The 26,604-nt window shown below is 70.1% G+C and carries 17 protein-coding genes; 10 read left to right on the top strand and 7 right to left on the bottom strand.

The features are described 5' to 3' along the window. Positions 1–65 precede the first annotated feature (65 nt). On the top strand, positions 66–1,985 hold the full coding sequence (gene rpoD / locus WMF39_RS24480; protein WP_437301468.1) for an RNA polymerase sigma factor RpoD: 1,920 nt from the start codon (positions 66–68) through the stop codon (positions 1,983–1,985). 87 nt (positions 1,986–2,072) lie between these two features. After that, complete coding sequence (locus WMF39_RS24485) at positions 2,073–2,420, top strand: hypothetical protein (protein ID WP_437747863.1); 348 nt, start codon at positions 2,073–2,075, stop codon at positions 2,418–2,420. Positions 2,421–2,463: 43 nt separating this feature from the next. Here the strand turns inward: WMF39_RS24485 and WMF39_RS24490 are convergent, their stop codons facing one another. Both WMF39_RS24490 and bamA read right to left on the bottom strand, forming a co-directional pair. Further along, a complete protein-coding gene (locus WMF39_RS24490) occupies positions 2,464–3,246 on the bottom strand; it encodes a rhomboid family intramembrane serine protease (protein WP_437747864.1) in 783 nt (260 codons plus the stop codon). Positions 3,247–3,460: 214 nt separating this feature from the next. Then, positions 3,461–6,106: an outer membrane protein assembly factor BamA gene (gene bamA, locus WMF39_RS24495; protein ID WP_437747865.1), complete on the bottom strand. Its 2,646-nt coding sequence runs from the start codon at positions 6,104–6,106 to the stop codon at positions 3,461–3,463. A 310-nt stretch (positions 6,107–6,416) separates the two neighbouring features. Between bamA and WMF39_RS24500 the strand changes: the two genes are divergently transcribed. The 3 genes from WMF39_RS24500 (at position 6,417) to WMF39_RS24510 (ending at position 11,728) form a co-directional block, all read left to right on the top strand. After that, positions 6,417–8,819, top strand: coding sequence for a DNA gyrase/topoisomerase IV subunit A (locus WMF39_RS24500; protein ID WP_437747866.1), 2,403 nt, complete (start codon positions 6,417–6,419; stop codon positions 8,817–8,819). Positions 8,820–8,821: 2 nt separating this feature from the next. Then, the gene (locus WMF39_RS24505; RefSeq protein WP_437747867.1) at positions 8,822–10,759 is read left to right on the top strand and encodes a DNA gyrase/topoisomerase IV subunit B; all 1,938 of its coding nucleotides are present in this window, start codon (positions 8,822–8,824) and stop codon (positions 10,757–10,759) included. Positions 10,760–10,882: 123 nt separating this feature from the next. Continuing rightward, positions 10,883–11,728, top strand: coding sequence for a helix-turn-helix domain-containing protein (locus WMF39_RS24510; protein WP_437747868.1), 846 nt, complete (start codon positions 10,883–10,885; stop codon positions 11,726–11,728). Between the two features lie 85 nt (positions 11,729–11,813). Here the strand turns inward: WMF39_RS24510 and WMF39_RS24515 are convergent, their stop codons facing one another. Both WMF39_RS24515 and WMF39_RS24520 read right to left on the bottom strand, forming a co-directional pair. Further along, complete coding sequence (locus WMF39_RS24515) at positions 11,814–12,632, bottom strand: carbon-nitrogen hydrolase family protein (protein WP_437747869.1); 819 nt, start codon at positions 12,630–12,632, stop codon at positions 11,814–11,816. Positions 12,633–12,694: 62 nt separating this feature from the next. After that, a complete protein-coding gene (locus tag WMF39_RS24520) occupies positions 12,695–13,438 on the bottom strand; it encodes a hypothetical protein (RefSeq protein ID WP_437747870.1) in 744 nt (247 codons plus the stop codon). Between the two features lie 152 nt (positions 13,439–13,590). On the opposite strand from WMF39_RS24520, the gene WMF39_RS24525 reads away from it, so the two are divergent. Next, the gene (locus WMF39_RS24525) at positions 13,591–14,076 is read left to right on the top strand and encodes an NUDIX hydrolase (protein ID WP_437747871.1); all 486 of its coding nucleotides are present in this window, start codon (positions 13,591–13,593) and stop codon (positions 14,074–14,076) included. A 13-nt stretch (positions 14,077–14,089) separates the two neighbouring features. Then, positions 14,090–16,120: an NAD-dependent DNA ligase LigA gene (ligA, locus tag WMF39_RS24530; protein WP_437747872.1), complete on the top strand. Its 2,031-nt coding sequence runs from the start codon at positions 14,090–14,092 to the stop codon at positions 16,118–16,120. Positions 16,121–16,153: 33 nt separating this feature from the next. Here ligA and WMF39_RS24535 read toward each other — a convergent pair whose 3' ends face one another. Further along, positions 16,154–17,158 carry a DUF2804 domain-containing protein gene (locus WMF39_RS24535; RefSeq protein WP_437747873.1) on the bottom strand — a complete coding sequence of 335 codons (1,005 nt, stop codon included), beginning with the start codon at positions 17,156–17,158 and terminating at the stop codon, positions 16,154–16,156. Positions 17,159–17,356: 198 nt separating this feature from the next. Between WMF39_RS24535 and pruA the strand changes: the two genes are divergently transcribed. Next, the gene (gene pruA / locus WMF39_RS24540; RefSeq protein WP_437747874.1) at positions 17,357–18,997 is read left to right on the top strand and encodes an L-glutamate gamma-semialdehyde dehydrogenase; all 1,641 of its coding nucleotides are present in this window, start codon (positions 17,357–17,359) and stop codon (positions 18,995–18,997) included. A 40-nt stretch (positions 18,998–19,037) separates the two neighbouring features. On the opposite strand, the gene WMF39_RS24545 is transcribed toward pruA, so the two are convergent. After that, complete coding sequence (locus tag WMF39_RS24545) at positions 19,038–19,313, bottom strand: hypothetical protein (RefSeq protein WP_437555147.1); 276 nt, start codon at positions 19,311–19,313, stop codon at positions 19,038–19,040. A gap of 443 nt (positions 19,314–19,756) precedes the next feature. Here WMF39_RS24545 and WMF39_RS24550 point away from each other — a divergent pair, with 443 nt between their 5' ends. Continuing rightward, positions 19,757–21,274 carry a PPC domain-containing protein gene (locus tag WMF39_RS24550; RefSeq protein WP_437747875.1) on the top strand — a complete coding sequence of 506 codons (1,518 nt, stop codon included), beginning with the start codon at positions 19,757–19,759 and terminating at the stop codon, positions 21,272–21,274. A 188-nt stretch (positions 21,275–21,462) separates the two neighbouring features. Next, positions 21,463–23,610, top strand: coding sequence for a M3 family metallopeptidase (locus WMF39_RS24555; RefSeq protein WP_437747876.1), 2,148 nt, complete (start codon positions 21,463–21,465; stop codon positions 23,608–23,610). A gap of 114 nt (positions 23,611–23,724) precedes the next feature. Here WMF39_RS24555 and WMF39_RS24560 read toward each other — a convergent pair whose 3' ends face one another. Then, positions 23,725–26,526 (bottom strand): tetratricopeptide repeat protein, encoded by a 2,802-nt coding sequence (locus WMF39_RS24560; RefSeq protein WP_437747877.1) that lies wholly within the window; start codon positions 26,524–26,526, stop codon positions 23,725–23,727. Positions 26,527–26,604 lie beyond the last annotated feature (78 nt).

A 26,604-nucleotide genomic window follows, 5' to 3' on the forward strand; every position in this document is an offset into this window, starting at 1 on the left:
TATCGGAGTCATTGGGTGTCTTGTCGGTCGCGGCGAGCTGATCGCCGTAAGTGGAGCATGAGGTAATGGCGAGCAAGGCCAAGCAATCTTCCGGTCGGGCAGGCGGGGTCGCGAGGGCTGCGGGGGGCGGCGCGCTGAACGGCGCGCGGCACGCATCGACACGCGGGCACGCCGAGGGGGGGGCACGCCCAAGCAACAAAGGAGACGCGGGCATCCGGGCCGAGCGGTCAGAGAAGGACCGGAAGACGCTCGAAAAGCTCGTCGAAACCGGCAAGAGCAAAGGCTTTCTCACCTATGACGAGGTGAACGACGCGCTCCCCGCGGACGTCGCGCCCGATCAGCTCGACGACGTTGTGGGCGCCCTCGGCGACGAGGACATCGAGATCGTCGACGGCGCGACCCAGGTGAAGATCGCGCCGAAGCGCATCGCGGACGAGGAGGCGGGCGAGAAGAAGCTCGTCGTCACGCCCGACCGCGAGGAAGAGGACGTCGACTACTACTCGAAGTCGAACGACCCCGTCCGGATGTACCTCCGGAAGATGGGCAGCGTCTCGCTGCTCACCCGTGAGGGCGAGGTCGAGATCGCGAAGCGGATCGAGATCGGCGAGCAGAAGGTCAACGCCGCCATCCTCGACTCCCCCATCGCCGTCCGCGAGATCATCGATCTCGGAGAGAAGCTCCGGAAGCACAAGATCCGGGTGAAGGAGCTCATCAAGGACGCCGAGAACGACGATCAGGAGTTCGACGAGGAGGAGGCCGACCGGCGCATCATCCGCCTCATCGACAAGGTGAAGCGCGTCGACAAGAAGAAGGCGGAGCTCCTGGAGGAGCGCAAAGAGGTGAAGACGGAGGTCCGCCGCAAGCAGATCGACGTCGAGGTGACGCAGGCGACAGCCGAGCTCGTGACGACGCTCGAGGAGATGCGCCTCAACAAGCGGACGATCGACAAGATCGTCCAGAAGCTGAAGAGCCTCATCTCGAAGGTCGAGAAGGCCGAGGCGGGCGCGACGGAGCTGGAGCGGCGCACAGGGCTCTCGAAGGGCGAGCTCAAGCGCGAGCTCATCAAGGTGAAGGGCAACCGCGCCCTCGAGGGGCGGCTCGCCAAGAAGCTCAACGTCAACCGCGAGGAGCTCAACGACTTCGAATCGACCATCAAGAACGCCCAGAAGGGCCTGAAGAAGGTCGAGGAAGAGCTCAACATCGACGTCGCTGCGATCCGCGATACCTACGAGAACATCCGCGAGGGGGAGCGGATGGCGGAGCGCGCCAAGGCGGAGCTGGTCGAGGCGAACCTCCGCCTCGTGGTCTCCATCGCGAAGAAGTACACGAACCGCGGCCTCCAGTTCCTGGACCTCATCCAGGAAGGGAACATCGGCCTCATGAAGGCCGTCGACAAGTTCGAGTACAAGCGAGGCTACAAGTTCTCGACGTACGCGACGTGGTGGATCCGGCAGGCGATCACCCGCGCGATCGCGGACCAGGCGCGGACGATCCGCATCCCGGTCCACATGATCGAGACGATCAACAAGCTGATCCGCACCTCGCGCTACCTCGTGCAGGAGTACGGCCGCGAGCCGACCCCCGAGGAGATCGCCGAGAAGATGGAGCTCCCGCTCGACAAGGTGCGCAAGGTCCTGAAGATCGCGAAGGAGCCGATCTCGCTCGAGACCCCCATCGGCGAGGAAGAGGACTCGCACCTTGGCGACTTCATCGAGGACAAGAGCGTGATCTCGCCCGCGGAGGCCGTGATCAACATGAACCTCGCGGAGCAGACCCGTAAGGTCCTGAAGACGCTGACGCCGCGCGAGGAGAAGGTGCTCCGGATGCGCTTCGGCATCGGCGAGAAGAGCGACCATACGCTCGAAGAGGTCGGTCAGGACTTCGAGGTCACGCGCGAGCGCATCCGGCAGATCGAGGCGAAGGCGCTCCGCAAGCTCCGGCACCCCAGCCGCTCGAAGCAGCTCAAGAGCTTCATCGACAGCTAGGCCGTGGGCTGGCCTGCTCGCCAACCGAAGGCAGCTCTCCCGCGCAGGCCGCGCTCATGGCCTCTCGCTGGCCAAGCACGCGCTCGCGTGGGCAGCCGTTCGCTTGGCGAGCAGCGCGCCGCAGTGGCCCTCCTCGTGCTCGCGAGCGCGGTCCTCGGCGGCTGCACCAAGACGATGTCCGAAGAAGACTGCCGCACGATCGGCGAGGGCATGCGCACCGCGTGGGCAGCAGAGGCAAAGCGGGTGGGGTCCACCTCTCCAGGGGGCCCGGGGAAAGCCTCCGTGGTGATCGACAGCGAGGGCGAGAGGCTCTCGTCGGAGTGGACATCCGACTGCAAGCGGGAGCTTGCCGGGAGCAAGGTGGACCCCGGCGAGCTCGGCTGCCTGACCCGCGCGAAGACGCTCGAAGAGCTCCGCCGGTGCGCCACGCCCTGAATACCTGGGAGCGCGGCCGGGGCGGGGGCGCCGCGCGACCCCTTCAATTGAGATAGCGCTTGTCCTTCGGGGGGTCCTTCTGGCCGCCGGGGATGACCCTCAGCGGGACGCCCCCGGAGCGGCCGCGCGCCGCAGGGACGCGGCGGAGCGCGGCGGACTGCGCCTGCAGCTGACGGAAGCGGATCCGCAGATAGAAGCGACGCAGCGGGGAGAAGTCGCCGAAGAGATACCCCGCGAGCATGCCCCCGAACGGCGTGATCAGCCCCTCGGGGGGCGCGCGCATGGCGATGACGTTGAGCACCGAGATCCCGAAGATGAAGACGAGCAGCATGGTGCCCGTCACGGGGAGGACGAAGAAGAGGCGGACCGTGGCATGTCGGTGCGCGAGCGCCCACGCGACGGCGACCGCCTCGATCATCCCGAGCCCGCCGTAGAAGACCGGCCGTGCCACCTTCGGGAGGAGCGCGCCCACCACCACCTGGAGCGCGAACGCGAAGGCGGCGGAGCCGAACAGGAACGCCAGCGTGCGTCTGGCTCCCCAGCGCTCTTCGAGCGAGGCACCGAGGAAATACAGGCCGAGCAGCGTCGTGACGAAGTGCCAGGGGTCGCTCGGGTTGTGGACGAGCGGCGCGGTGAGCAGCCGCCACACCTGACCGTGGAGCACCTTCTCGCTGATGCCGAGGAACGGCTCGAGCACGCCTTCGCCGGCGCCCCCCCAGTTCAGGCCCAGGGTGAACATCACCCAGATACAGCCGATCGCGATCATCATCCCCAGCAGGGCCTTGCCTGGCTTGGGGAACCCCATCGAGCTGTGCTCCGGGCGCATGGATCTCCACCTAACAGCGGCGCCCCCGACGAGCAACCGCTGCCCCCGGACTTCACGGCGATCCGCCCGGCGCCGACCCGCCCTCCAGCGGCCGCGACGTCCGCTGCGCGCCATCCAGGACGCTCTGAGGCAGGGTCCGCCCGGCCGCGCACCAGCCCCCCGTCAGCCCCCCCGGGGAACGCGCACGTCCCTGCTGCGCCCGCTGGCCAGGGGCTCAGAAGAAGTTGCCGATGTTGAACTCGAATTTGTACGTCTCTTCGTAGGGCAGCCGCTTGAACGGGAAGCCCCACTCGAAGCGCAGCGGTCCGAGCGGGGAGAACCACCGGAGCCCGAATCCCCACGAGGTGCGGACGTCGAGGAGGCGCTCGGCCGAGAAGCACGGGTTCGTGACGTCGTGCGGCGATGCAGGGGCGGCGTTGCAGTACAGCTTCTCGAGATTCCAGGCGTTGCCCAGATCCGTGAAGACGACGCCCTTGATCTGCACGGCCTCGAGGATCGGGAACTCCAGCTCGAGGTTCTGGTAGTACATCAGGTTGCCGCCGATGTTCGCGCCGTTCGCGATAGGCAGCGAGTTCGGATCGAGCGACTCGCGGAGCGGGAGGCGCGGGCCGATGTCCCGGATCTCGAAGCCGCGCACGTCGAGGATGCCGCCCAGGAAGAAGCGGGCGAAGATCGGCACGCCCTGCGGGTTGGGGCTCGTCACCATGCCGGCCTCGGTGTTCAGCTTGAGGACCAGGCTGTCCGTGATCGGGTAGTAGAACCTCCCTGTGGCGCGGTACCGCAGGAACTCGTTCTCGCTGCCGAACACGCTGTGGGCGAGCTCCACCGAGCCCTGCAGATAAATGCCCGAGGTCGGGAAGAGCTGGTTGTTGCGCGTGTCGAAGGTGAGCGCAGGGCGGATGCTCGACGTGAGCCCGGCGTTGAAGAGGTTGTAGAGCGGGAGCCGCTGGAACGAGGCTCGCTCCTCTGCCGTGCCGAGGCCGGTGTTCGTGGCCGACGAGATCTCGTCGTTCTCCAGCGTGTAGGTCAGCTGCGCGCGCAGCTCCGGCTCGATGAGCGGGTAGCCGAGCGTGAGCGAGCCGCCGGTGGAGGTCTGCGAGAACTCCGTGTAGGTCCGCAGCTGGTTGTAGACGCTCACCGCCGCCGAGAACGGGCTGTCGAACAGGTACGGCTCGAAGAAGCGGACGTCGATGAGGCGCCGCGATCCGGAGATCTGCGCCTGGAGCGACAGCGACTGACCGCTCCCGAGCAGGTTCGCCTGCTGGACCTGCGCCGTCGCGATGAAGTTCTCGACGCTCGAGAAGCCCGCGCCGATCTGGAAGGTGCCCGTCGGCTTCTCGCCGATGTCGACGTTGACGTTGATGTGCTGGGGGTCGTCGCCCTGCTCGGTGGAGATGTCGACCCGCTCGAAGTAGCCGAGCGCCGTGATCCGCTGCTTCGATCGCTCCAGCTTCGTCTCGCTGAACAGCCGCCGCTCTTCCACCTCCATCTCGCGGCGGATCACCTTGTCCCGCGTCTTCGTGTTGCCGCGGATCTCGATGCGCCCGAAGTAGACGAGCTGGTTTCTGCGGATGCCGACGGTGATGTCGACCTCGCGCCTGTCCGGGTCGAGCTGGGTGTCAGGCGACGCCTCGACGTTGGCGTAGCCGGCGTCCCGGTAGAGCGTCTGGATCGCGCCGAGATCCTTCGCCAGCTCGGCGCGGTTGAACCAGTCGCCCGGCTTGGCCCGCACCATCTCGCGCAGCGCGCGGCGCCCGCCGAGCGGCTCGATCTCGCGGCCGTCGGCGTCGCGCTCGTAGACGCGGAGCGAGCGGATGCGGAAGCGAGGCCCCTCGTTGATCGTGATCGTGACCTCGATGCCCGTGCGGTCGGGCGTGAGCATCACCCTGGGCGTCGCGACCTGCGCCGCGAGGAAGCCACGATCGTAGTAGAGCGCGTTGATCACGAGGACGTCGCGCTCGAACGCGTCCTGGCGGAACGGACCGCCGGTGCCGAAGGCGAAGAAGCCCCCCTGCCCCGTGATCATGACCTCCCGGAGCTCCTCGTCCGAGATGTTCTGGTTGCCGATGAACGTGATGCGCCGGACGGTGACCGGCGAGTGCTCCTTGATCGTGAACTTGACGGTGACCTGGTTCTCCCGCTCCGGCTTGACCTCGTAGCTGACCTCGGCGAGGAAGAAGCCCTCCTCGGCGTACTTGTCGCGGAGCTTCTGCACGCCACGCCGGATCGCCGCGTAGCTCAGGATCGTGCCGGTCTTGATCTCGACCGAGAGCGCCTCGGTGAGGTCCTCGCTATCGATCTCCTTGTTGCCGGAGAACTCGATGGCCTTGATGCTCGGGCGCTCGCGGACCAGCACCCTCAGGCTCACGCCGTCGTCGCGGCGCGTGAGGTCGACCTCGACGTCGTCGAACAGGCCGGAGTCCCAGAGCTCGCGCACGTCGCGGGCCAGCCCCTCGGGGGTGAACGGCCTGCCGACCCGCGTCTGCCCGAGGTAGACGAGCACGTCCTCGGTCGAGACCCGCCGGTTGCCGGCGATCGCGACCTGAGCGACCGGCTGCCCCCGAGCGAGCTCGGCCTCCGTGGGCGCCAGATGGATCGTCGGCTCGACGGCGTCGGCGGCGACCCGCGCAGGTGTACCGGCGCCAGGCTGGGCTCCTACGGTCGCGTCGGCCGGCGCGGGTGGCTGCGCAGCGCTGGCCGGGGCGGCAGGCGTGGCGCCGTCCCGGGGCGGTTGCGCGCCCGGAGCACCTCCGGGCACCTGGGCTGCCGCGAGCCGGGGTCGTATCGCCGCTACTGCAACGAACACCAGGAAGAGGCCGAGCCAGACGAGCCGCAGCCAGCGGCCGAGAAGGCGAAGCATGGGACGGGTGCCTGTCGCGTACAAGGCGCCACCCCGTAGCCCAGCGCGCCGTGAGTCTCAAGGGCGGACGCCGAAATCAAGGCGTCGCCGCCAGGTTGCGCTGCGCTGCCCTGTGTTCGGGTCGATCTCGCGGCCATCTGACGCTATGCCAGGGTCCGCACGAGCCCAGGCGAGCACTCGCTGCCAGAAATTCCCGCGAGGCAGCCTTGACCGAGCGCGAGCCCCTGGGTAATTGCCGAGGCTCGCCAGCGTTCACCTGAACATCGGAGCACCTGTTCGTCCGGTGCCCGCGCACTCCCTGGAGCATCGCGTGTCTCGAACCCCCTCCCTTCCGTCCGACGGTGACGCGTCCCGCAAGGGCCGCCGTGGCGGCCGGCCCGGTGACAGCGAGCCGCCGCCGCCCCCGGCGCCCGACACCTCGCTCGCCGACGAGGCGCAGCGCCGGTACCTGAACTATGCGCTCAGCGTCATCACGTCCCGCGCGCTGCCCGACGTCCGCGACGGGTTGAAGCCGGTGCAGCGCCGCATTCTCTACGCGATGCTGCACGACCTGCACCTCGGGCCGGACGCGAAGTACCGGAAGAGCGCTGCGGTCGTCGGTGACGTGATGGGCAAGTACCACCCGCACGGCGACGTCGCGATTTACGACGCGATGGTCCGGCTCGCGCAGGACTTCGTGATGCGGGCGCCGCTCATCGCCGGCCACGGGAACTTCGGCTCCGTGGACGGCGATGCGCCCGCCGCGATGCGTTACACCGAGGCGAAGCTCCGACCCCTCGCGCTGGAGCTTCTCAGCGAGCTCGGCCAGCGCACCGTGGACTTTCGTCCCAACTACGACGGGACCCGCTTCGAGCCGATCGTCCTTCCGTCGCGCTTCCCCAACCTCCTCGTGAACGGCTCGCAGGGGATCGCCGTCGGGATGGCGACGAGCATCCCGCCGCACAACCTGGGCGAGGTGATCGACGCGTGCGTCGCGCTGATCGAGAACCGCGAGCTCACCACCCACCGGCTGCTCTCGTACGTGAAGGGCCCGGATTTCCCGACCGGAGGTCAGCTGCACGCGACGAAGAAGGAGCTCGAGGCCATCTACACAGCGGGCCAGGGCTCGCTGAAGCTCCGCGGCGAGTGGCAGCTGGAAGAGGGCGACGGCAAGCGCGGCGCCGCTCCGCAGATCGTGATCACCTCCATCCCGTACGGCATCGAGCGGAAGGCGATCGTCGAGAAGATCGCCGAGGTGATCCTCTCCAAGAAGCTGCCGACGCTCGTGGACGTGCGCGACGAGTCGACCGGTGAGGTGCGCATCGTGATGGAGCTCAAGCGCGGCGCCGACGCGCAGCTCGTGATGGCGTACCTCTACAAACAGACGCCGCTCGCGATCAACGTGCAGGTGAACCTCACCTGCCTCGTGCCCACCGACAACGCGGAGATCGCCGCGCCTCGACGGCTCGGCCTGCACGAGATCCTGACGAAGTTCCTCGACTTCCGCTACGCGACGGTGACGCGGCGGCTCGAGTTCGAGTTCGGCGAGCTGAGGCGGCGGATCAACATCCTCGAGGGGTTCGAGAAGATCTTCGACGCGCTCGACGAGGTGATCCGGATCATCCGCAAGAGCGAGGGCAAGGCCGACGCGGCCGAGAAGCTGATGAAGCGCTTCACCCTCAACGAGGAGCAGACGGACGCGATCCTCGAGCTCAAGCTCTACCGGCTGGCGCGGCTCGAGATCCTGCTCGTGCAGAAGGATCTCGGCGAGAAGCGCGCCGAGGCCAAGCGGATCGAAGGGCTGCTCCGGAGCGACGCGAAGCGCTGGGGGATCGTCCGCGACGAGCTCGTCGAGATCAAGGGATCCTACGGCGAGAAGCGCCGCACGAAGGTGGTCGGCTCGATCGACGAGCCCGAGTACCAGGCGGAGGACTTCATCGTGGCCGAGGACGCGAACGTGATCCTCTCGGCGCAGGGCTGGGTGAAGCGGGTCCGCGAGGTGAAGGATCTCGCCTCGACGCGCATCCGCGAGGGAGACAGCGTCCTCGCGGTCGTCGCCGGCTCGACGCGGTCGACGGTCGCGTTCTTCTCGAACCTCGGCGCGTGCTACGTGTGCCGCATCCACGACGTGCCGCAGTCGACCGGCTACGGCGATCCCGTGCAGAAGCTGTTCAAGCTGGCAGACGGCGAGCGGCTGATCGCGCTGATGTCCTTCGATCCGAGGGCGCTCGATGTCCCGGCGCAGACCCCGGACTCCGCCGAGCCGGAGCAGCCCTTCGCGCTGGCGATCACCCGAGGAGGCCTCGGCTTCAGGTTCTCGCTGCGGCCGCACCGCGATCCATCGACGCGCTCCGGGCGTCGCTTCGCCAAGCTGAACGAGGGCGACGAGGTGCTCTTCGTCCACGCGGTGGACGGCGCCGACCGGGTGATCTGCGCCTCGAGCGACGCCTGGGCGCTCAGCGTAGCCGTGGAGGAGCTCGCGCTGCTCTCCGGCCCGGGCAAGGGCTCGGTCGTCATGCGGGTCGCCGAAGGTGAGCGCCTGATCGGCGCCGCGCTCGCCCTCAGGCCGAGCGACGCGATCACGGTCGAGACGGAGAAGGGCAAGACGCTCGAGATCGCCGCGAGCAAGATCGCCGGCCAGCGCGGCACCCAGGGCGAGCCGATCGCACGACGCGACCGCTTCGCCCGCGTGGTGCCGCCGGCCGTCGTCGTACCGACGCTGGAGGTGAGCTGAACATGGCCGCCACGAATCCCCCGGTCCGCGCCGCTTCCGGCGCACGTTACACGGCCGCTGACATCGAGGTGCTCGAGGGGCTGGAGCCCGTCCGCAAGCGCCCCGCCATGTACATCGGCGGCACCGACGCCAGGGGCTACCACCACCTGCTCTGGGAGATCGTCGACAACGCCGTCGACGAGGCCATCAACGGGCACGCGAAGCGGATCGAGGTGACGCTCGACGCCGATCTCCAGGGCGCCACCGTGACCGACGACGGGCGCGGGATCCCGGTGGACGTCCATCCCCGGTACAAGCGCCCCGCGCTCGAGCTCATCTTCTGCACGCTGCACGCAGGCGGGAAGTTCGCGAGCGACAGCTACAAGGTCTCAGGCGGGCTCCACGGCGTCGGCTCGAGCGTCGTCAACGCGCTCTCCGAGCTCGTGGAAGTCCGGGTGCTGCGCGACGGGTTCGAGCACCAGCAGACGTTCTCGCGCGGCGCGCCGACCAGCAAGCTCAAGAAGGGCGCGCCCACCCGCAAGCACGGCACGAGCATCCATTTCCGGCCCGATCCGGAGATCTTCGGGCAGGGCCGGCGCTTCGATTCCGAGACCATCCGCGAGCGCCTGGAGGCCAAGGCGTACCTCCACGGAGGGCTCGAGATCGCGTTCCGCGATCTCTCGTCCGGAGAGTCGATCGAGCTCCTCCACCCGAACGGCATCGCGGACTTCTTGCCGAAGCTGGTCACCCAGCGCGGCAAGCCGGTGACGCACCCGACCATCTTCTACGTCGCGCGCGAGGGCGAGATCCGCCTGGAGGCCGCGCTCCAGTGGACCGAGTCGACCGACGAGTACGTGAAGTCGTACGTCAACGGCATCCCGACGCACGCGGGCGGCGCGCACGAGTCCGGCTTCAGCGGCGCGATCGTGAAGGCGGTCCGCGCGTTCATGGACGCGAAGAAGGTCCAGCCGAAGGGGGTCACGCTGACGGCCGACGACATCCGCGAGGGGATCGTGGGTGTCCTGTCCATCTACATCCAGGAGCCGCAGTTCCAGGGGCAGACAAAGGATCGACTCAACAACGCGGAGGCTGGGCCGGCGGTCGAGGGCCTGGTCCGGCCGGCGCTCGAGCAGTGGATGCTCCACAACGGCACGGCTGGCGAGTCGATCGTGGCCCGCGCGATCCTGGCGGCGCGCGCCAGGGAGGCGCGGCGCGAGGCGACCCAGCAGGTCCTGCGCAAGACGCCGGTGTCGCACCGGCTCAACCTCCCGGGGAAGCTCGCCGATTGCGCCTCGACCGATCCGAGCGAGAGCGAGCTCTTCATCGTCGAGGGCGACAGCGCAGGTGGCTCGGCCAAGCAGGGCCGGGACCGCCGGACCCAGGCGATCCTCCCGCTCCGGGGCAAGGTGCTCAACGCGGAGCAGGCCTCGACCTCGAAGGTGCTCGGCAACAAGGAGCTCCAGGACATCGTGAGCGCGCTGGGCTGCGGCTTTGGAAAGGACTTCGATGCCTCCAAGTTGCGCTACGGAAGGATTTTTCTGCTCATGGACGCCGACAGCGACGGCCAGCACATCGCGACGCTGCTGCTGACGTTCTTCTACCGGCACCTGCCCGGCCTGCTCCGCGGCGGGCACGTGTTCCTCGCGCAGCCGCCCCTCTACAGGATCGACGTCGGCAAGGAGACGCACTGGGCGCTCGACGACGCGGAGCGCGACCGGGTCCTCGCGAAGCTCCCCAAGACGGCCAAGGCGGATATCTCGCGGTTCAAGGGGCTCGGCGAGATGCCCGCGGAGGACCTCAAGGCGACCACGCTCGACATCCGACGCCGGCGCGCGCTGCGCATCGTGATCGAGGGAGAGATCGAGACCGATCGCATCCTGAACGAGCTGATGGGCAAGGACGCCCAGGCGCGCTTCCGCTTCATCATGGAGCGCGCGCCGAACGCCGAGATCGACGTCTGACATCGATCCCTCGTTCGAGAGGTCGCGGCGACTTCGCGCCTCGCGCGGACGTCGTTGGATGCGGCGCCGCGCTCCAGCATTCATCCTCCCTGACCCCCATGAGCTCGCCGCGAGGATGTCGCGATGCAGGCAACCGACATGGCGTGCACGTCGCGAAGACACAATGTGCCAACCGCGGGTGATCTCTGGCGCCTGTGCCACGTGAACGGCAGGCCACACCCCGTCGGACATCGCGAGCAGGTTGCCGGGCAATCGCGATATTTTGTGCTGCTGAATGCCGACCCACGGGAGCCGAGAGCGCTGCGTCAGCTTGCGGCCTGCTGGTTGCAATACGTCGCGCCGGTGGCCGCGATGACCGCGAGACACCGCCCTTTCACCGCTGGAGAGGTACTCGTGACGACTGCGCTTCCCATCTCGACTCCGCTCGCACCCTCCTCGTCCCACAGCATGCCGGCCGCATGTTCCCTGTCGGTTCCGAGCGGCGCGCCTGCCGCACGGCCGGCGTCGCTCCCCACGCCTGGCGTCGCTGCGCCCAGCCACGGCGCGCAGCCGCCGCGCGAGCGCGCTGCAGCGACCGGCGCCTCCCGATCCACGCCACCACTGCGCGCGGCAGCCCCGCTGCCGCGCAGTACCTCGGAGCGGATCCTGCTCGGCCGCGACCGCATCCGCAGCGCCGCGGAAGCAGGCCAGAGGATCCGTTCTTACGAGGTCGCGCTGGACCTCGATCTGTCCGAGTTTCACTTCGCACGGCTCTTCCGTGCCGCCTTCGGGTCATCGCCCCACGTCTATTACGATGAGGTGCGTGCGGAGCGCGCGCGAACGCTCCTGCATGAGGGGCTAACCGAGGGAGAGGTCGCCCGCCGCATCGGCTTCCGCAGGCCTGCAGAGCTCCGCGCCCTCCTGTCCAAGCGCGGCAGCACGCCGCCCTCGGCCGGAGAGACGGAGCCGAGCGACGCCTCTGCCGAGTGAGCTGACGGCAGAGATCGACCCTGCGGAGCGCCGGCACCGCCGCCTCCGGTGCGAGGACAAAGTGCTTACCCCCATGACACGACGATCAGAGCCTCCGATGCGTGAGCGACGGTAGGTTCGCCCTGACCCGATCGAGGTAGGCGGGGTCGAGCATCGCCATCGCGATCCCCTCCCCTTCCGAGGCCTGAGCGATCACCTCACCCCACGGATCGATGACGCACGATTTCCCGAACGTCGCCCGCCCGCCTGGATGCTTGCCCCACTGCGCCGCAGCCACGACGTACGCCTGGGCCTCGATGGCCCGGGCGCGGAGCAGGACCAGCCAGTGGTCCTTGCCGGTGAGCAGGGTGAACGCCGCAGGGACGGCGATCGCCTCTGCGCCCCCGGACGAGAGCGCGCGGTAGAGCTCCGGGAACCGGACATCGTAGCAGATCGACAGCCCGAGCTTCACGCCGTCGATCTCGGTGACGACCGGGCGATCCCCGGCGGTCGTCGACGCCGACTCGCGGTACTTCGTTCCGTCGGCGATCTCGACGTCGAAGAGGTGAATCTTCCGGTAGCGCGCGGTGAGCCGGCCGTCGGCCCCGAAGACCGCGCAGGTGTTGTACGGCCGCGCCGGATCGTGCGCGCGTTCGGGAAAGCCGCCGGCCACGACGGTCACCCGGGCGGAGCGTGCCGCGTCGGCGAGACGACGCGCGATCGGGCCGCCGCCAGCGTCGAGGTCCTCCGCGATGTTGCGCTTCCCCTCCTCGTTGCCCATGTACGCGAAGTTCTCGGGCAGCACGACCGTCGTCGCCCCACGGCGCGCCGCCTCGACGACGAGCACCTCGACCCGCGCCAGGTTCTCGCTCACGTTCTCCTGGCTGGAGAGCTGAAGGGCCGCCCAGATCACCGGTTTCTCCATTCGGCAAGCCTACCGCACGGGGACCCGGCGTGGACCACGCGCCAACTGGCGCGCAGGGATCGTCAGATTCCTTGATCTCCGGACGCTCCCGCAGCGCCACCGGCACCTGCGCCACCTGCCCCGCCGGCGCCCGCAGCCCCACCCGCACCAGCGCCACCCGCCCCAGCAGCTCCGCCAGCGCCAGCGGCACCTGCCCCGCCGACGCCAGCAGCCCCACCGGCGCCAGCGCCACCTGCCCCGGCGGCGCCCGCGGCTCCACCGCTGCCGTCCACCTCGGCGGGCGCGGCGCACTCGAGCGGCGCGCCGGAGTAGGTGCACCTGGCGCTGCACGCGGCGCACACACAGGCGAGCACCCGCTGGAACATCCGGTGAGCGGCGCCCGCATCGTCCGGGAACACACACGCCGTCTGGCAGGCTTTGTTGTGGCCGCACCCCTTGAGGCACAGGCTGATCGGCCTGCACTCAGGCTCCCCGTCGCACGCCGCGAGCTCCGCCTCGCAGCGCCCACCGCGGGACGCATGCTCGTTGAAGCAATCGCCGCAGCGCCCGGCTTCGCCGCCATAGGCCGCGAGGCACTCGCATAGGTTCGCCGGCCCCTCGTCGGCGCCCGCATCGGGCGGCGCTCCCCCCGAGGCGCCCGCGCTGGCGGAGACGCCCGCCTGAGGGCGCGGCGTCGCGAGCCGCTCGTCGGTGCAGCTCGGGAGCGACGCGAGCGCAAGCGCCGCGCCCCAGGCCATCACGCCGCAGAGGACAGCCCAGCCGTACAACCCGACAGGAGCGCGCATCGCCCTCCGCTCGATCGCCATGATGGGGACGAGCGTAGCCTGCCTCTCTCCCGCGACCGAGCCTGAGCCGCACGGCTCATGGACGTCCGCAGGATCCGCCGAGGCCGCACGGAACCCTCTCCCGGCGGCGCCCGATCGCTCCTATGCTTTCCCCGCACGTCACAAAAATTCTCATGGAAATTGCTCCCCTGTCGTTGTTGCCGCGCTCCGTGCTCGCCCTCGCCAAGGAGGTCGCGCGCGCGCTGCTCCGGCGACCTGTCGTCGGGATCGCCGCCGCCGCTCAGACCGCCGACGGCCGGTGGCTGCTCGTTCGCCGCAGTGACACCGGAACATGGGCGCTCCCGGGAGGCACCCTGGAATGGGGAGAGACGCTCCGCGACAGCATCGTGCGGGAGCTCGCCGAGGAGGCCGGCGTCACCGAGGTCGAGCTCGGGCGGGTCGTCGGCGTGTACTCGCGGCCCGATCGCGACATCCGCTTCCACGCCGTGACGGTCGTCGTCACCGCCCGGATCGCCGCGCCGACGCGCCCTCCGCAAAACCCGCTCGAGATCCGCGAGGTCAGGCTGTTCCGGGAAGACGAGCTCCCGTCCGAGCTCGCGATGGACATGGGGGATCTCTTCGCCGCCGCCCGGCGCGCCGGCGACACAGAGCTCGAGTGAGCCGAGGCAAGCGATGACGCAGGCACACCACGACGACGCCGGAGCGCGCAACGCGCTGCAGGGCGGGCTCGCGACGGATCCGAAGCACAAGGCGAGGATCGAGGAGCTCGCCGAGCGCATCGAGAAATACAGGGCGAGCTACTACGCAGGGCACCCCGAGATCTCGGACGCGGCGTTCGACGCCCTCGAGGACGAGCTCCGCGCCCTCGATCCGGCGCACCCGGTGCTCGCCCGGGTCGGCTCGGCCTCCCTGATCACCGAGTGGGAGAAGGCGCGGCACGAGATCCCGATGGGCTCGCTCAACAAGGTCGTCTCCGAGGACGAGCTCCTGGGCTGGGTCGCCCGGTGCGACGAGATCCTCGTGAAGGACGGGCACGGCGACGGCGGCACGGGCGCCGCGCCGCCGGCACCGGGCTCCATCTCGAGCGTCGCGGCTGACCTCTTCGTGGCGGAGAAGCTCGACGGCATCTCCATCGAGGTCATCTACAAGGGCGGCAAGCTCGTCGACGCCATCACCCGCGGCGACGGCGAGTGGGGCGAGCGGATCACCGCGAACGTCGCGCGAATGAAGGGGATCCCCTCGCGGATCCGGGAGAAGGGCCGGCTGTCCGTGCGCGGAGAGATCATCCTTCGCCTCTCGGACATGAAGCGCCACTTCCCCGGCGTCACCAGCCCGCGCAACATGGCCGCGGGCGCGGCCAAGCGGTTCGACGGCCAGGGGGCGGAGCACTGCACCGTGCTCTTCTACGATGTCGCCGATCACCTCGAGATCCCGACGTGCCGGGCGCGCTTCGCCTGGCTGCGCGAGCTCGGCTTCGCGACGCCGCAGACCGCGCACGGCAGCGTCGAGGACGTCGTGAAGCTCTACCGGCGCTACTCGAGCGAGCTCCGCGCGAGCCTCGACTACGAGATCGACGGGCTCGTCGTCTACGTGGACTCGCTCCACCTCCAGGGCCTGCTCGGCGACGTCAACCGCCGGCCGCGCGGCGCGGTCGCCTTCAAGTTCGCGTCGCCCGCCAAGGTGACGACGGTCGTGGCGATCCAGTGGGACACCGGGCCGAGCGGCCGGGTCACCCCGGTGGCGATCGTCGAGCCGGTGGAGCTCGCCGGCGCCAACGTCCGGCGCGCTTCCCTGCACAACTCGGCCAACGTGCGGAGCCTCGGCATCGGGGTGGGCGACGAGGTGCTGGTCTCGCGCCGCAACGACGTGATCCCGTACGTCGAGGAGGTCGTCGAGAAGCGCGGCCCCGCCGCCGTTCCTCCATCGGTCTGTCCGGTCTGCAGCGCGCCGCTCGTCGTCGAGGGAGAGTACCTCCTCTGCCGGAACGCCGCGTGCCGCGCGCTCATCGAGGGGCGCATCCACAACTGGATCGACGCCGTCGGCGCGCTGGAGTGGGGCGACAAGCTGATCGAGCAGGTGGTGGCCGCGGGCCTCGTGCGAGAGCCGCTCGACCTCTACAAGCTCACGGTCAAGAGCATCGCCGACCTCGATCGGCGCGGCGAGAAGAGCGCGACGAAGTGCCTGGAGCAGCTGAAGAGCCGCCTCCCGCTCGCGCTGCCGGTGTTCCTCGCGGCGCTCGGCATCGAGGGGTTCGCGATCCAGACCGCGCGGCTGCTCGTGTCGGCGGGGTACACGACGATCGAGAAGCTGCTCGCCGCCGGCGAGGACGAGCTCGCCGGCATCCCGGGCCTAGGCGCGATCAAGGCCGCGAGCATCGTTCGAGGGCTGCGCGCCCGCAGCGACGAGATCGCGCGGCTGCTCGCCGCCGGCATCGTGCCGGTCGCGCCCGAGGCCGAAGGCCCGCTCGCCGGACTGACGTTCTGCTTCACCGGCGCGGGCGCGCGTCCCCGCGGCGAGCTCACCCACCTCGTCGAGTCGAACGGCGGCCGGGTGCTGAACAGCGTCACGAAGGAGCTCAACTACCTCGTCATCGCCGACGTGGCGTCCACGTCGAGCAAGGCGGTGAAGGCGCGCAAGTACGGTACGAAGCTCATCACCGAGGACGATCTGGACAAGCTCATCGCCGAGCGCCGCGGCGGCTGACCGAGGCGAGCCGCGGCCTCGACCCGCCGGCCCCTACCAGGTGATGTCCTGGTCCTCCGTGACGCCGAGGACGTCCCGGAGCTCGAGGAGCCGCCCGTCCGGGAGGCGGATCGTGCCCGAGTAGAGGCCGATCGGCTGCATGAACTCCGACGCGAGCAAGCCGAGGTTCGTGTGGTTCGAGTGCGCGGCGCCGGGGACGAAGCGTAGATCCACGGCGCCGTCCGCGGTCCGGACGCGCCACGGGTCGAGCGGCCGCGCCGCGTCGAAGGTGAACCGGCCTTCGGCGAGCGGGATGAGCTCGCCGTCGATCCAGATCGCGCACTCGGCGTCGCCGACGAAGCCTTCGCCCAGGTTCAGGCCGACGCGCTCGCCGCTCTCCGCGCGCCCCAGCGCGAGGGCCCAGCGCCAGGTCGTGCGGCGCCGCAGGAGGCCGCCCGTGTAGTCGTAGCTGGCGATCGCTCCGTCGAGGGAGATGCGGCGACCGAGCACCGACGCCTCGCCTTCGACGCCGAGGAGCAGGCGCTTCTCGGTGGTGATCAGGAAGCCATCCGAGGCCTGCGCGATCGCCGAGAGCGCCGGCGGGGCCGCGCGGCTGTCGAGCCGCGCCTCGAGCTCGACGCCGCGGAGCGCGGCGGTCACCGCGGTCGTCGCGTCCGTGCGCGGCCGCTCGATCCGGACGCGCGCGCGGGGGAGCCACGCCCGCGCGGAGCGGCCTTCGCCGCTCGCGTCGCCCACGCTCATCGCGAAGGGCGGCCCGAACGCCGCGCGGTCCACGAGCAATCGCCGGCCTGCCTTGTCGAAGACGACGCTGAACGCGATCGACAGGTAGCCGAGGTGCACGACCGCGACGGCGACGAAGACCTCATCGGACGCGATCGCCACGTAAACCCATCGCTTGTGCCTGAGCAGCCGATCGAGCCTGCGCGGCGCGAGGAGCGCCGGGTCGACGCGCGGGAGATCGCCCCGGTAGGACCCGACGCGCGCCGCTCCCGTGCTCGGGTCGAGGATCGTATCGGGCGGCGTGGTGAGCTCGCGCATCTGACGAGAGTAGCGGCGACGTGGTCGCCGCCCAAGGCGAGCGACGCCGGAAATCTGACATCGTTAGAGTTGTGCGAATCGCGCGATATCGCGTGACTGCGCCGAGCGCTCTCCTCCGCGGCCATCTGGCTCACGCCGCGGCGGAGAGGAGCGGCGCCGGAGCCTGCGCGCCCTCGGCTCCGCCGCTAGACTCGCGTCATGATCGACGCCATCGCCACGCCCCCGAGCCCCCTGAACGAGCCCGTCCTCACGTACGCGCCTGGCAGCCCGGAGCGCGCGGCCCTCAAGGCGGAGCTCGACCGCCGGGCGCGGGAGACGATCGAGATCCCGATGGTCATCGACGGGGAGGCGATCCGGACCGGCGCGCTCGACGAGGTCCGCGCGCCGCACCGTCGCGACCTCCTCCTCGCCCGCGCCCATCAAGGCGGCGCCGAGCACGTCACGCGCGCGATCGAGGCCGCCCGGCGGGCGCACCCGGCCTGGTCGAGGACGCCGTGGACCGAGCGCGCCGCCGTGTTCCTCAAGGCCGCCGAGCTGCTCGCGACCCGGTACCGCCCCACGATCAACGCGGCGACGATGCTCGGGCAGAGCAAGACGGCGTACCAGGCGGAGATCGACTCGGCCTGCGAGCTCATCGACTTCTTCCGCTACAACGTCCACTTCGCGCACCGGATCGCGGCGGAGCAGCCGGCGAGCGCGCCCGGCATCTGGAACCTCGCGGAGCCTCGCCCGCTGGAGGGCTTCGTCTTCGCGGCGACGCCGTTCAACTTCACCGCGATCGCGGGCAACCTGTGCGCGGCCCCGGCGCTGATGGGCAACACGGTGGTCTGGAAGCCGTCCGCGAACGCGCTGTACTCCGCGCACTTCGTGATGGATCTGTTGATCGAGGCGGGCCTCCCGCGCGGCGTCATCAACCTCGTCATGGGCCCGCCCGAGCTCGTCTCGAACGCGTGCCTCGATCATCCGGACTTCGCCGGCATCCACTTCACCGGCTCGACCGCGGTCTTCCAGTCGATCTGGCGCCGCATCGGGGAGAACATCGGGCGCTACCGCAGCTACCCGCGGATCGTGGGCGAGACCGGCGGGAAGGACTTCGTCTTCGCGCACGCGAGCGCCGACGTCGACGCGCTCGCCGTGGCGCTCGTCCGGGGCGCCTACGAATTCCAGGGGCAGAAGTGCTCGGCCGCGTCGCGCGCGTACATCCCCCGCTCGCTCTGGCCGGCCCTCAAGGACCGGCTCGTGGGCCACATCCGGGCGATCCGCGTGGGGGACGTCGCCGACTTCCGCAACTTCATGGGCGCGGTGATCGACGAGCGAGCGCACGCCCGGCTCACGGGGCGGATCGCCGCGGCGAAGTCGGACGCGGCGTGCTCGATCGTGTGCGGCGGCGGCGCGCGCGCGCACGACGGGAGCGACGGCTGGTTCGTCGAGCCGACGCTGATCGAGACCACGGATCCGCGCCACCCGCTGATGGCGGAGGAGCTGTTCGGGCCGGTGCTCACGGTCTGGGTCTACCCCGACGGCGAGGAGCACAGGGCGCTCGCGCTCTGCGACGAGACGTCGCCGTATGGCCTGACCGGCGCCGTGTTCGCGCGGGATCGGGCGTTCATCGAGGCGGCGAGCGACGCGCTCCGCTTCGCCGCGGGCAATTTCTACATCAACGACAAGCCGACCGGCGCCGTCGTCGGGCAGCAGCCGTTCGGCGGCGCGCGCGCCTCCGGCACGAACGACAAGGCGGGCAGCCTGTTCAACCTGCTCCGCTGGGTCTCCCCGCGGGTCGTGAAGGAGACGTTCGCCCCGCCGCGCGCGGTCGCCTATCCGTTCATGGCGGCCGAGTAGGAAGCGCGCCCCGCGCCGGAGAGGGGGCGGGCCTCGTCGATCAATCCTCCGGCGAATAGTCGCAGACGCCACCCGCGAGATCGGCGCAGGACCGGTCCTCCTCCTCGTAACACTCGGCCGTGCGCTCGATGGCCGTGGCATAGGACGCGCGGTCGGACAGCTCGAGGCACAGCGCGACGCACGTGTCCTTTCCAGGGCTGTCGGTCTGGCACTCGGCGTTCTTGGTGCAGACCACCTCGCACGCGTCGATGTCCGACGAGCATCCAGGGGTGGGAGCGAAGAGCAGCAGGGCCAAGACGAGCGCGGGACGGGGCATGGCGAAAGCTCCAGCGGCCATCGGAGCACGCGGCCGAGCCGGCGGCGAGAGGCGAGCAGGGGGCGGCCGCGCGGCGCCGGCTCGCCCCTGCCCAGGATCCCTGCTGGAAGCGCGCGCCGCCGGAGGCGCATCGAGCTGGTGAGCCCCCCGCGAGCTCCGTGTTCCGCCCGAGTCGTCAAGCGCACCAACGAAGTTGGGGTCTCTTCTCAGGGAGTCATGCCCGGAGCCATTGCCATCCGACGCGCCAACCACCGAGCTCTACAGGCCGATCCGACCTCGGCCATTCGGCTGTGGAGCAGCACCCGGCCATTACGTATGCTCCAGATCTCCGCCCGTCAAAAGCGTGCGCTCCCATGGCGCGCAGGACGAGCAGAAGCGTAGGTGTATATTTCCCACGCCGCTACACCAGGAGTCGCTGTGGGATAGCAAACGTTGGAGGTGCCATGAAGTCGATGCATTTTCTGGGTTTCTTCGTGCTCAGCACGATCGCTGCGACCGCCGCAGGCTGCGGCGGAGACGACGAGGGCGACGGAGGCGGCGGCGGCGAGGGAGGAGCCGGAAGCACCGCGACGTCCTCCGCGACCACCGGCCCCGCCGCCGGCAGCACCTCCACGGGCTCAGGCGAGGTGGACGACGGGAACGACAGCCCCGAAGAAGCGGAGCCGATCCAACCCGAGGACGGTTGGCTCGAGGGGACGCTCGATCCGCTGGAAGAGGACGCTGACTACTACAGCTTCACCGGAGCCAAGGGGCAGCCGGTGTACATCCTGAGCGACGCGAGGCCTTCGGATGACGAGACGGATCCGACATACCCAGATACCGTCATCACGCTGCTCGACGCCGACGGGAACCAGCTCGCGCAGAACGACGACCCGGCCCTGGGCTTCACCAATGACAGCGAGCTGCTCACCGTCCTGCCAGCAGACGGCGAGTACTTCATCGTCGTCCAGGATTGCAACGCCGCCTTCCCGCAGTACGCCTTCCCGAACGGCTGCTTCAACCCCGCCGAGGTCGTGAGCTTCGACTACGGGGTGGCGCTCCTCTCGCTCGATCCGGCGGAGAGCGATACCGACAGCCTCATCGGCGACATCGAGCCCAACAATGACGCCGAGCAGGCCGTGCAGCTGCACTATGAGCTGAACAACGACGAGTCGGGCTACTTCACCACCTTCGCGTTCGGCAGCTTCGAGAACGCGACCGACGTCGACGTGTATTCGTTCACCCCGCCGGAGACCCCGGCGGTCGACAACGTCATCCTCGCCCAGCTGATCGCCGACCAGCCGACAGGGATCGAGGGCAACGGCTCGACGGTGAACGTCAGCGAGATCGCCGTGTTCGCTTCGACCGATCTGACCAACGCGTACGCGAAGGTGGACCCGACGAAGGGCGGCGATATCGCCCTCCCGGTGGAAGCCGGGCAAGAGTACTTCGTCTTCGTCAAGCGCCCTGCGGGAGAGGCAGGAAAGAACGACTTTTACATCCTGCTTCACAACCGCATGAGCTCCGATCCCCTCGAGGCCGAGGAGGAGACCAACGGTGTCGTGGAGACGCCGGAAGGCGGCCTGGTCTCCTTCCCCAACGGGGGAGGCGGCGTCAGCTACGCGATCGAGGGCCAGCTCGCCGACGGAGAGACCGCCGACGTCGACATCTATGCGGTCCCCCTCGACGACGTGGAAGAGGGCTGGACGTTCTCGGTCGTCTGCGAAGCGCAGCGCAACGGGTCTGGGGTCCGCGAGCTCAGCGCCGAGGTGCTGAACGGAGACGGCACATCGATCGACGCCGCCACCTACTCGGCCACGGAGACCGAGGACGAAAACCTGTACGTCGAGCGGGTCACGATCCCGGAGGCCCCAGCGGACAACCGGCTGCTCGTCAGGGTGTCGGCCGGAACGCCCGCCGCCGACGTGACGAGCCGAGGATACAACTGCCTCTTCGCCTACCTGCCGCCGGAGACCGAGTGAGGGTCTGAATCACCTCATGGCGTGAGCGCCCGTCCCCCGGGCGCTCGCCGCCGGGTGCTCCAGAGCACGCGGCGGCGGACCGCCCTCGAAGGCCGGCGCTGCGCGCTCCGTCGTCGGCACGCCGGGCGCGCAGATCGCCGGCGGCTCTCCCCGGGCCTCCCCGCTCCCCGTGGTATAGCCCGACCGACATGAAGGTCGGCACCACACCCGCGCGCTCAGGGCTCCTCTCGCTTCTCCTGCTCGTCGCCTGCAACGCTGGCCCCCAGACCGGTGGGGTCTCCTCGCCGGCCACGGCCGGCAGCGCCGCGCCGCAGGGGGCGACGTCGACGCCAGCGACGACCGCGCCGTCCGAGGCGCCGCCGCGCGCCGAGTTCGATCCCGTGGCGCAGGGGCTCACCGTGGAGGGTGTGAAGCAGCTCTGCGACGAGCACCTGCGCGCCGCGGAGGGGCACCTCGACGCGATCAGGGCGCTCCGGGGCGCGCCGCCGGAGAAGCTCACCTACGCCGCGACGCTCGGGCGGTTCGACGACGCCGCGCTCGAGGTGAACAGCGCGGGCGAGTTCCCGTATTTGATGGGGGTCGCGCACCCGGACGCGGCGGTGCGAGAGGCCGCGAGGCTCTGCGAGCCGAAGGTCGACAGGTTCACGACCGCGATGTGGCTGGACGCCGATCTCGCCGCCGTCATCGAGGCGTACGCCGAGAAAGGCGGCGCGCGCGAGGCGTTGAACGGTGAGCGCGCCCGGCTGCTCTCCGACGTCCTCCGCGACTTCCGCCGCAACGGGCTGTCGCTGCCGGTAGACCGACAGCAGCGCCTCCGCGACGTGAACGAGCAGATCACCCGCATCGGGCAGGAGTTCATGTCGAACCTGTCCGCGTCGACCGCATCGATCGAGATCGCGCCCGCCGCCCTCCAGGGGCTGCCCAAGGAGTACGTCGCGAAGCACGCGCCCAAGGCGAACGGCAAGGTCGAGATCACCACCGACTACCCCGACTTCTTCCCGTTCGTCACCTACGCCAAGGACCGCAAGGCCGCGCTCGATCTCTACGTCCTGTTCACCAACCGCGGCGGCGAGAAGAACGTGAAGCTCGTCGATCGCCTCCTCGCGCTCCGCTCCGAGAAGGCGAAGATGCTCGGCTACAAGAGCTGGGCGGACTACGCCATCGAGCCGCGGATGGCCAAGACGAGCGGCGCCGTGCGCGGCTTCCTTGACCAGGTCAGGACCGCGCTGAAAGAGCCCGCCAAGGCCGAGTTCTCCGCGCTGATGAAGGAGCACGTGCGGCTCGGAGGCAAGCCGACCGACAAGCTCCCCCCCTCCGATCGCTACTTCCTCGAGGATCGGGTCCGCGCGTCCACGTACCAGTTCGACTCGCAGGCGCTCTCGGATTACCTCGAGCTCGGCGCGGTGAAGCAGGGGCTCATGGACATCACCGCGAAGATGTACGCCCTCGAGTACAAGGAGGTCCCCGCGAAGGCGTGGCACCCCGACGTGACCGCGTACGAGGTGCGCTCCGAGGGCAAGCTGATCGGCAAGTTCTACCTCGACCTCTACAGCAGGCCCGACAAGTACAAACACGCGGCGATGTTCACCGTGCGGACCGCGAAGCTGCTCGACGACGGGTCGTGGCAGAGCCCCGTGGCGGCGCTCGAGTGCAACTTCCCGAAGCCGGGGGCGCAGCCGGCGCTGATGTCCCACGAGGACGTGGTGACGTTCTTCCACGAGTTCGGGCACGTGCTGCACCACCTCCTGACGCGCTCGGAGCTGGCCTCCTATTCAGGGACCGCGACGGTGCGCGACTTCGTCGAGGCGCCGAGCCAGATGTTCGAGGAGTGGGCGTGGTCGCGCGAGGTGCTCGATCTGTTCGCGAAGCACCACGCGACCGGCGAGAAGATCCCGGACGCTCTCTTCCAGGCGATGACCCGCGCGCGAGGCTTCGGTCGAGCGCTCGCGACGCAGCGGCAGCTCACCCTCGCGTCGATCGATCTGGAGCTCCACACCCGCGATCCGGGCTTCGACGCGACCGTGGTCGTGGAGCAGGCGCAGCGCGCGAACGAGTCCTTCGCCTTCGTGAAGGGGACGCACCTGCAGTCGAGCTTCGGGCACCTCATCACCTACGACGCGGGCTACTACGGCTACCAGTGGGCGCTGTCGCTCTCGCGCGACGTGCTCACCCGCTTCAAGCAGGAAGGCCTGCTGAACCCCGCCGTCGCGCGCGCCTTCCGCGACGAGGTGCTCGCGAAGGGCGGCGGTGTCGAGGCGGGAGCGCTCGTCACCCGCTTCCTCGGCCGCCCGCCGAGCCACGACGCGTACCTCGCTTACCTCCGGGGCAAGGAGTGAACGGGCCGGCCGCTGCGCGGACAGCGCTCGGAGGCGACAAGACGTGCGCCGAGCGCTCGACCGCGCAGCGGCGCAGGGTCCAGCCATCCCTGGCCGGACCCCTGACGGGAAAGCTCAGGGCTCGATCGCGACGCCGAGCTCCTCGCGCAAGGCGTGGTAGGCGTCCGAGACCGTGAACGAGAGGAGATCGCCGATCTTCTCCTCGGCCGTCAGCACGCCCGGCGCGTCCCCCCGCGAGAGCGACGACGCCGCCACCGAGAGATCGCCGGTCAGCAGATAGCCGACCCGGGCAGCGCACCGCTCGACCGATCCCACCCAGTGCGCGAGATCGAGCGGCGCGCGGATCTCGTAGAGCTCGAACACCGCGGCCTCCAGGGCGTCACGCTCGCTCTCCGTCAGGTGCTCGTCGAGGAGGGGCACCAGCGCGAGCACCGCGCCCTCGAGGTCGGCGGGGACGAGCTCCGACGGTCGCGCCACCTTCACTGCTGCGGCCAGACAGACGCCGAGCTCCTCGAGCGACGGGAAATGCAGCAGCAGCCGGTGCGGGCCGACGTGGTACGCGACGTGGCTGCCCACCAGGAACGCGAGCTCGGCCGCCGTCCTCCCGCGGAGCGCCTCGCCGCCGACGAGGACGCTCGGCTCCTCGACCGGCACCGCGGCGACCGCGATCGGCGCGTCCTTGCGGAGGTAGACCGCCGGCGCGGCGATCCCGAGACACCGGCTCGCCCACGAGAACAGGCGAACCACGCCCGCCGCGTTCCGCTCCGCGTCGGAGCGCGCGGCCGGATCGAGCTGGGGAACCCGCTTCTCCCGCGCGCGCTGGGCGAACCGCGCGCGGATCGCCGCGCCGGCGACCGACGCGAGGACCTCCTCGAGCGCGCGATCGCGATCGCCCGCGCGCAGGAGGTCCCACGTCGCGACGCTCAGCCCGCGCGCAGGCTGGACGAGGCCCGCCGGGCGGTGCTCCTCGAAGATGAAGCGCTCCCGCGCCTCGGCCGCGCCGAGGTAGACAGCCACGCTCGCGGCGGACCACGCCTGGTCGACCCACCTCAGCTTCTGGAACGTGTCGAACAGGTCGTGAAACACCTGGACGTTGCCGGGATCGAGCACCGCCGCGGCCTGGAGGTGCGCGGCGGCGCGCTCGAGCCGGCCGGCGGTCCGCGCGAGCGACGCCGCGCTGAGCCGCCCCGGGACGTCGTCCGGTCGCTCGTCCACCGCGCCCTCGAACGCCTCCAGCGCGGAGCTGGGATCCTCGAGGTGATCGCGGAAGAGCATGCCGAGGCGGCGGCAGAGCTCCCAGGTGACGTCGCTCCGGACGCGCAGGTCGGCGATGCGATGCGCCCGCTCGAGCATCCGCCGGTACGCGAGCTCGAGCTCGCCCCATTCCTGCCGCGCCGAAAGGAGGATCGCGATGAGGGAGAGCGGATCGAGGAACGTGGGATCTGCGTCCAGCGCGCGCTCGAGCAGCTCGATCCCGTCCCGCTCCCGCGTGACCTCGGTCAAGGTCGCGCGGGCCTCGCCCTGCATCGCGGTGCGCGCGAGCTCCAGGAGCGCGACCGCCCGCTCCCTGGGCTCCTCCATCCGCTCGATGAGGCAGCGGCGCGCCTCGATCGACGCCTCGACGTCGCCCGCGGCCTGGTAGAGCCGGCCCAGGCCGCGCAAGACCGCGGGGTCGTCGGGGCGGAGCTCCCGCGCCCGCTCGAGGAGCTCCAGCGCGCGCGCCGGCTCCCCGGCGATGCTCTCCCAGCGCTCTGCGAAATGGACGAGGAGTCCGAAGCGATCGCCGTCCCCCTCGACGCGCGTGAGCAGCCGCTCCTCCGCGATGCGCAGCCGGACGAAATCGCGCCCGGCGAGGTGGAGCTCGACCAGGGCTTCGAGCGCGGGCCGGTGCTCCGGCGCGAGCGCGAGCGCCTTGTCAAAGCTCTCGATCGCCTCGCGGTGCCGCTCCTGGCGCCACCTGGTCTGGGCGATGCGCAGATGCACCTCCGCGCGGGCGTCCCGGTGCGCGACGCCGACGAGCGCGAGCGCCTTCTTGTATGCCGTGAGCGCGCCCTCCAGGTCCGCGGCGGCGGCGAGCATGTCGCCAGCCGCGAGGTACTGCGCGACCGGATCGTCCGGCGCCGGCGCCGGCGTGGTGGCGGCGTCCCGCTCGTCCGCGACGACCAGCTGCGCTGCCTCGGGCCTCTCCGCCGGGGGCGCGCCCGGGGCGCCGCCGCGCGGGACGAGCACCGAGAAGGAGCCCCGCCCGCCCGTCCGCGCGAAGCACGGGATAGCGCTGGCGAGCTCGGCGTTCCCCTCCACGCGGCGGAAGATCGCCTCCGCGGTGAGGCCCCGCTCCGGCTCGGCCTCGTCGAGGTGCTCGACGAAGGCGCGGGTGAGCACCGACGGCAGATCCGCGTCGATCGAGCCGATCGGGTGGGCCGCGACGAGGAGCTCGACCCCCGTCACGGAAGACGCCACCGCCTGCTCCGCGGCGGCGACGACGGCGCGCGAGGTCGCCCCGGGGCCGTGATGGCACTCCAGGACGAGGAGCACCTCGCCGCGCGCGCGATCGCGGAACACCGCGGCGATGTCGCCCAGCGCGTCGCCCAGGCCGGGGTTCTCGGGGTCGAGGCAGAGGAAGAGCTCCCCGTCCGGCGACAGCGCGACCGCGCTGGAGGCGTAGAAGAGGAACAGGGTGGATGCATCGTCGCGCGCGGCGTCCTCCGCGTCGACCAGGGTCCTCCGCGTCGCAACGACCTCGTCGAACAGCGCGTCGAGCTGCTCCGCGAGATCCCGGGCGGGATCGACGTCGATCACCCGGAAGCCCGCATCGTCCAGCGAGAGGCGGGCCCGGATCAGATCTCCGTCGAGCGAGCCGGGCGCCGGCCGCTGATCGCGGTGCAAGCTGGGCGTGGCGACGACGGCCAAGCGCATCAGGGCGCCCTCTTCTCGTTGCGTACGCGCATGCAGGCGAGCAATCTACCCAGGGCCGCGCCCGAAGCGAAGCGGGTT

It is taken from the genome of Sorangium sp. So ce1504 (assembly GCF_051521635.1).
GTDB classification, from domain to species: domain Bacteria; phylum Myxococcota_A; class Polyangia; order Polyangiales; family Polyangiaceae; genus Sorangium; species Sorangium cellulosum_B.

Coding starts and splice junctions, on each gene's coding strand:
- WMF39_RS24505 (WP_437747867.1), top strand. CDS start 8,822: ATGGCCGCCACGAATCCCCCGGTCCGCGCCGCTTCCGGCGCACGTTAC.
- WMF39_RS24520 (WP_437747870.1), bottom strand. CDS start 13,438: ATGGCGATCGAGCGGAGGGCGATGCGCGCTCCTGTCGGGTTGTACGGC.
- WMF39_RS24515 (WP_437747869.1), bottom strand. CDS start 12,632: ATGGAGAAACCGGTGATCTGGGCGGCCCTTCAGCTCTCCAGCCAGGAG.
- WMF39_RS24510 (WP_437747868.1), top strand. CDS start 10,883: ATGCAGGCAACCGACATGGCGTGCACGTCGCGAAGACACAATGTGCCA.
- bamA (WP_437747865.1), bottom strand. CDS start 6,106: ATGCTTCGCCTTCTCGGCCGCTGGCTGCGGCTCGTCTGGCTCGGCCTC.
- pruA (WP_437747874.1), top strand. CDS start 17,357: ATGATCGACGCCATCGCCACGCCCCCGAGCCCCCTGAACGAGCCCGTC.
- WMF39_RS24555 (WP_437747876.1), top strand. CDS start 21,463: ATGAAGGTCGGCACCACACCCGCGCGCTCAGGGCTCCTCTCGCTTCTC.
- WMF39_RS24490 (WP_437747864.1), bottom strand. CDS start 3,246: ATGCGCCCGGAGCACAGCTCGATGGGGTTCCCCAAGCCAGGCAAGGCC.
- WMF39_RS24545 (WP_437555147.1), bottom strand. CDS start 19,313: ATGCCCCGTCCCGCGCTCGTCTTGGCCCTGCTGCTCTTCGCTCCCACC.
- ligA (WP_437747872.1), top strand. CDS start 14,090: ATGACGCAGGCACACCACGACGACGCCGGAGCGCGCAACGCGCTGCAG.
- WMF39_RS24550 (WP_437747875.1), top strand. CDS start 19,757: ATGAAGTCGATGCATTTTCTGGGTTTCTTCGTGCTCAGCACGATCGCT.
- WMF39_RS24535 (WP_437747873.1), bottom strand. CDS start 17,158: ATGCGCGAGCTCACCACGCCGCCCGATACGATCCTCGACCCGAGCACG.
- WMF39_RS24560 (WP_437747877.1), bottom strand. CDS start 26,526: ATGCGCTTGGCCGTCGTCGCCACGCCCAGCTTGCACCGCGATCAGCGG.
- rpoD (WP_437301468.1), top strand. CDS start 66: ATGGCGAGCAAGGCCAAGCAATCTTCCGGTCGGGCAGGCGGGGTCGCG.
- WMF39_RS24525 (WP_437747871.1), top strand. CDS start 13,591: ATGGAAATTGCTCCCCTGTCGTTGTTGCCGCGCTCCGTGCTCGCCCTC.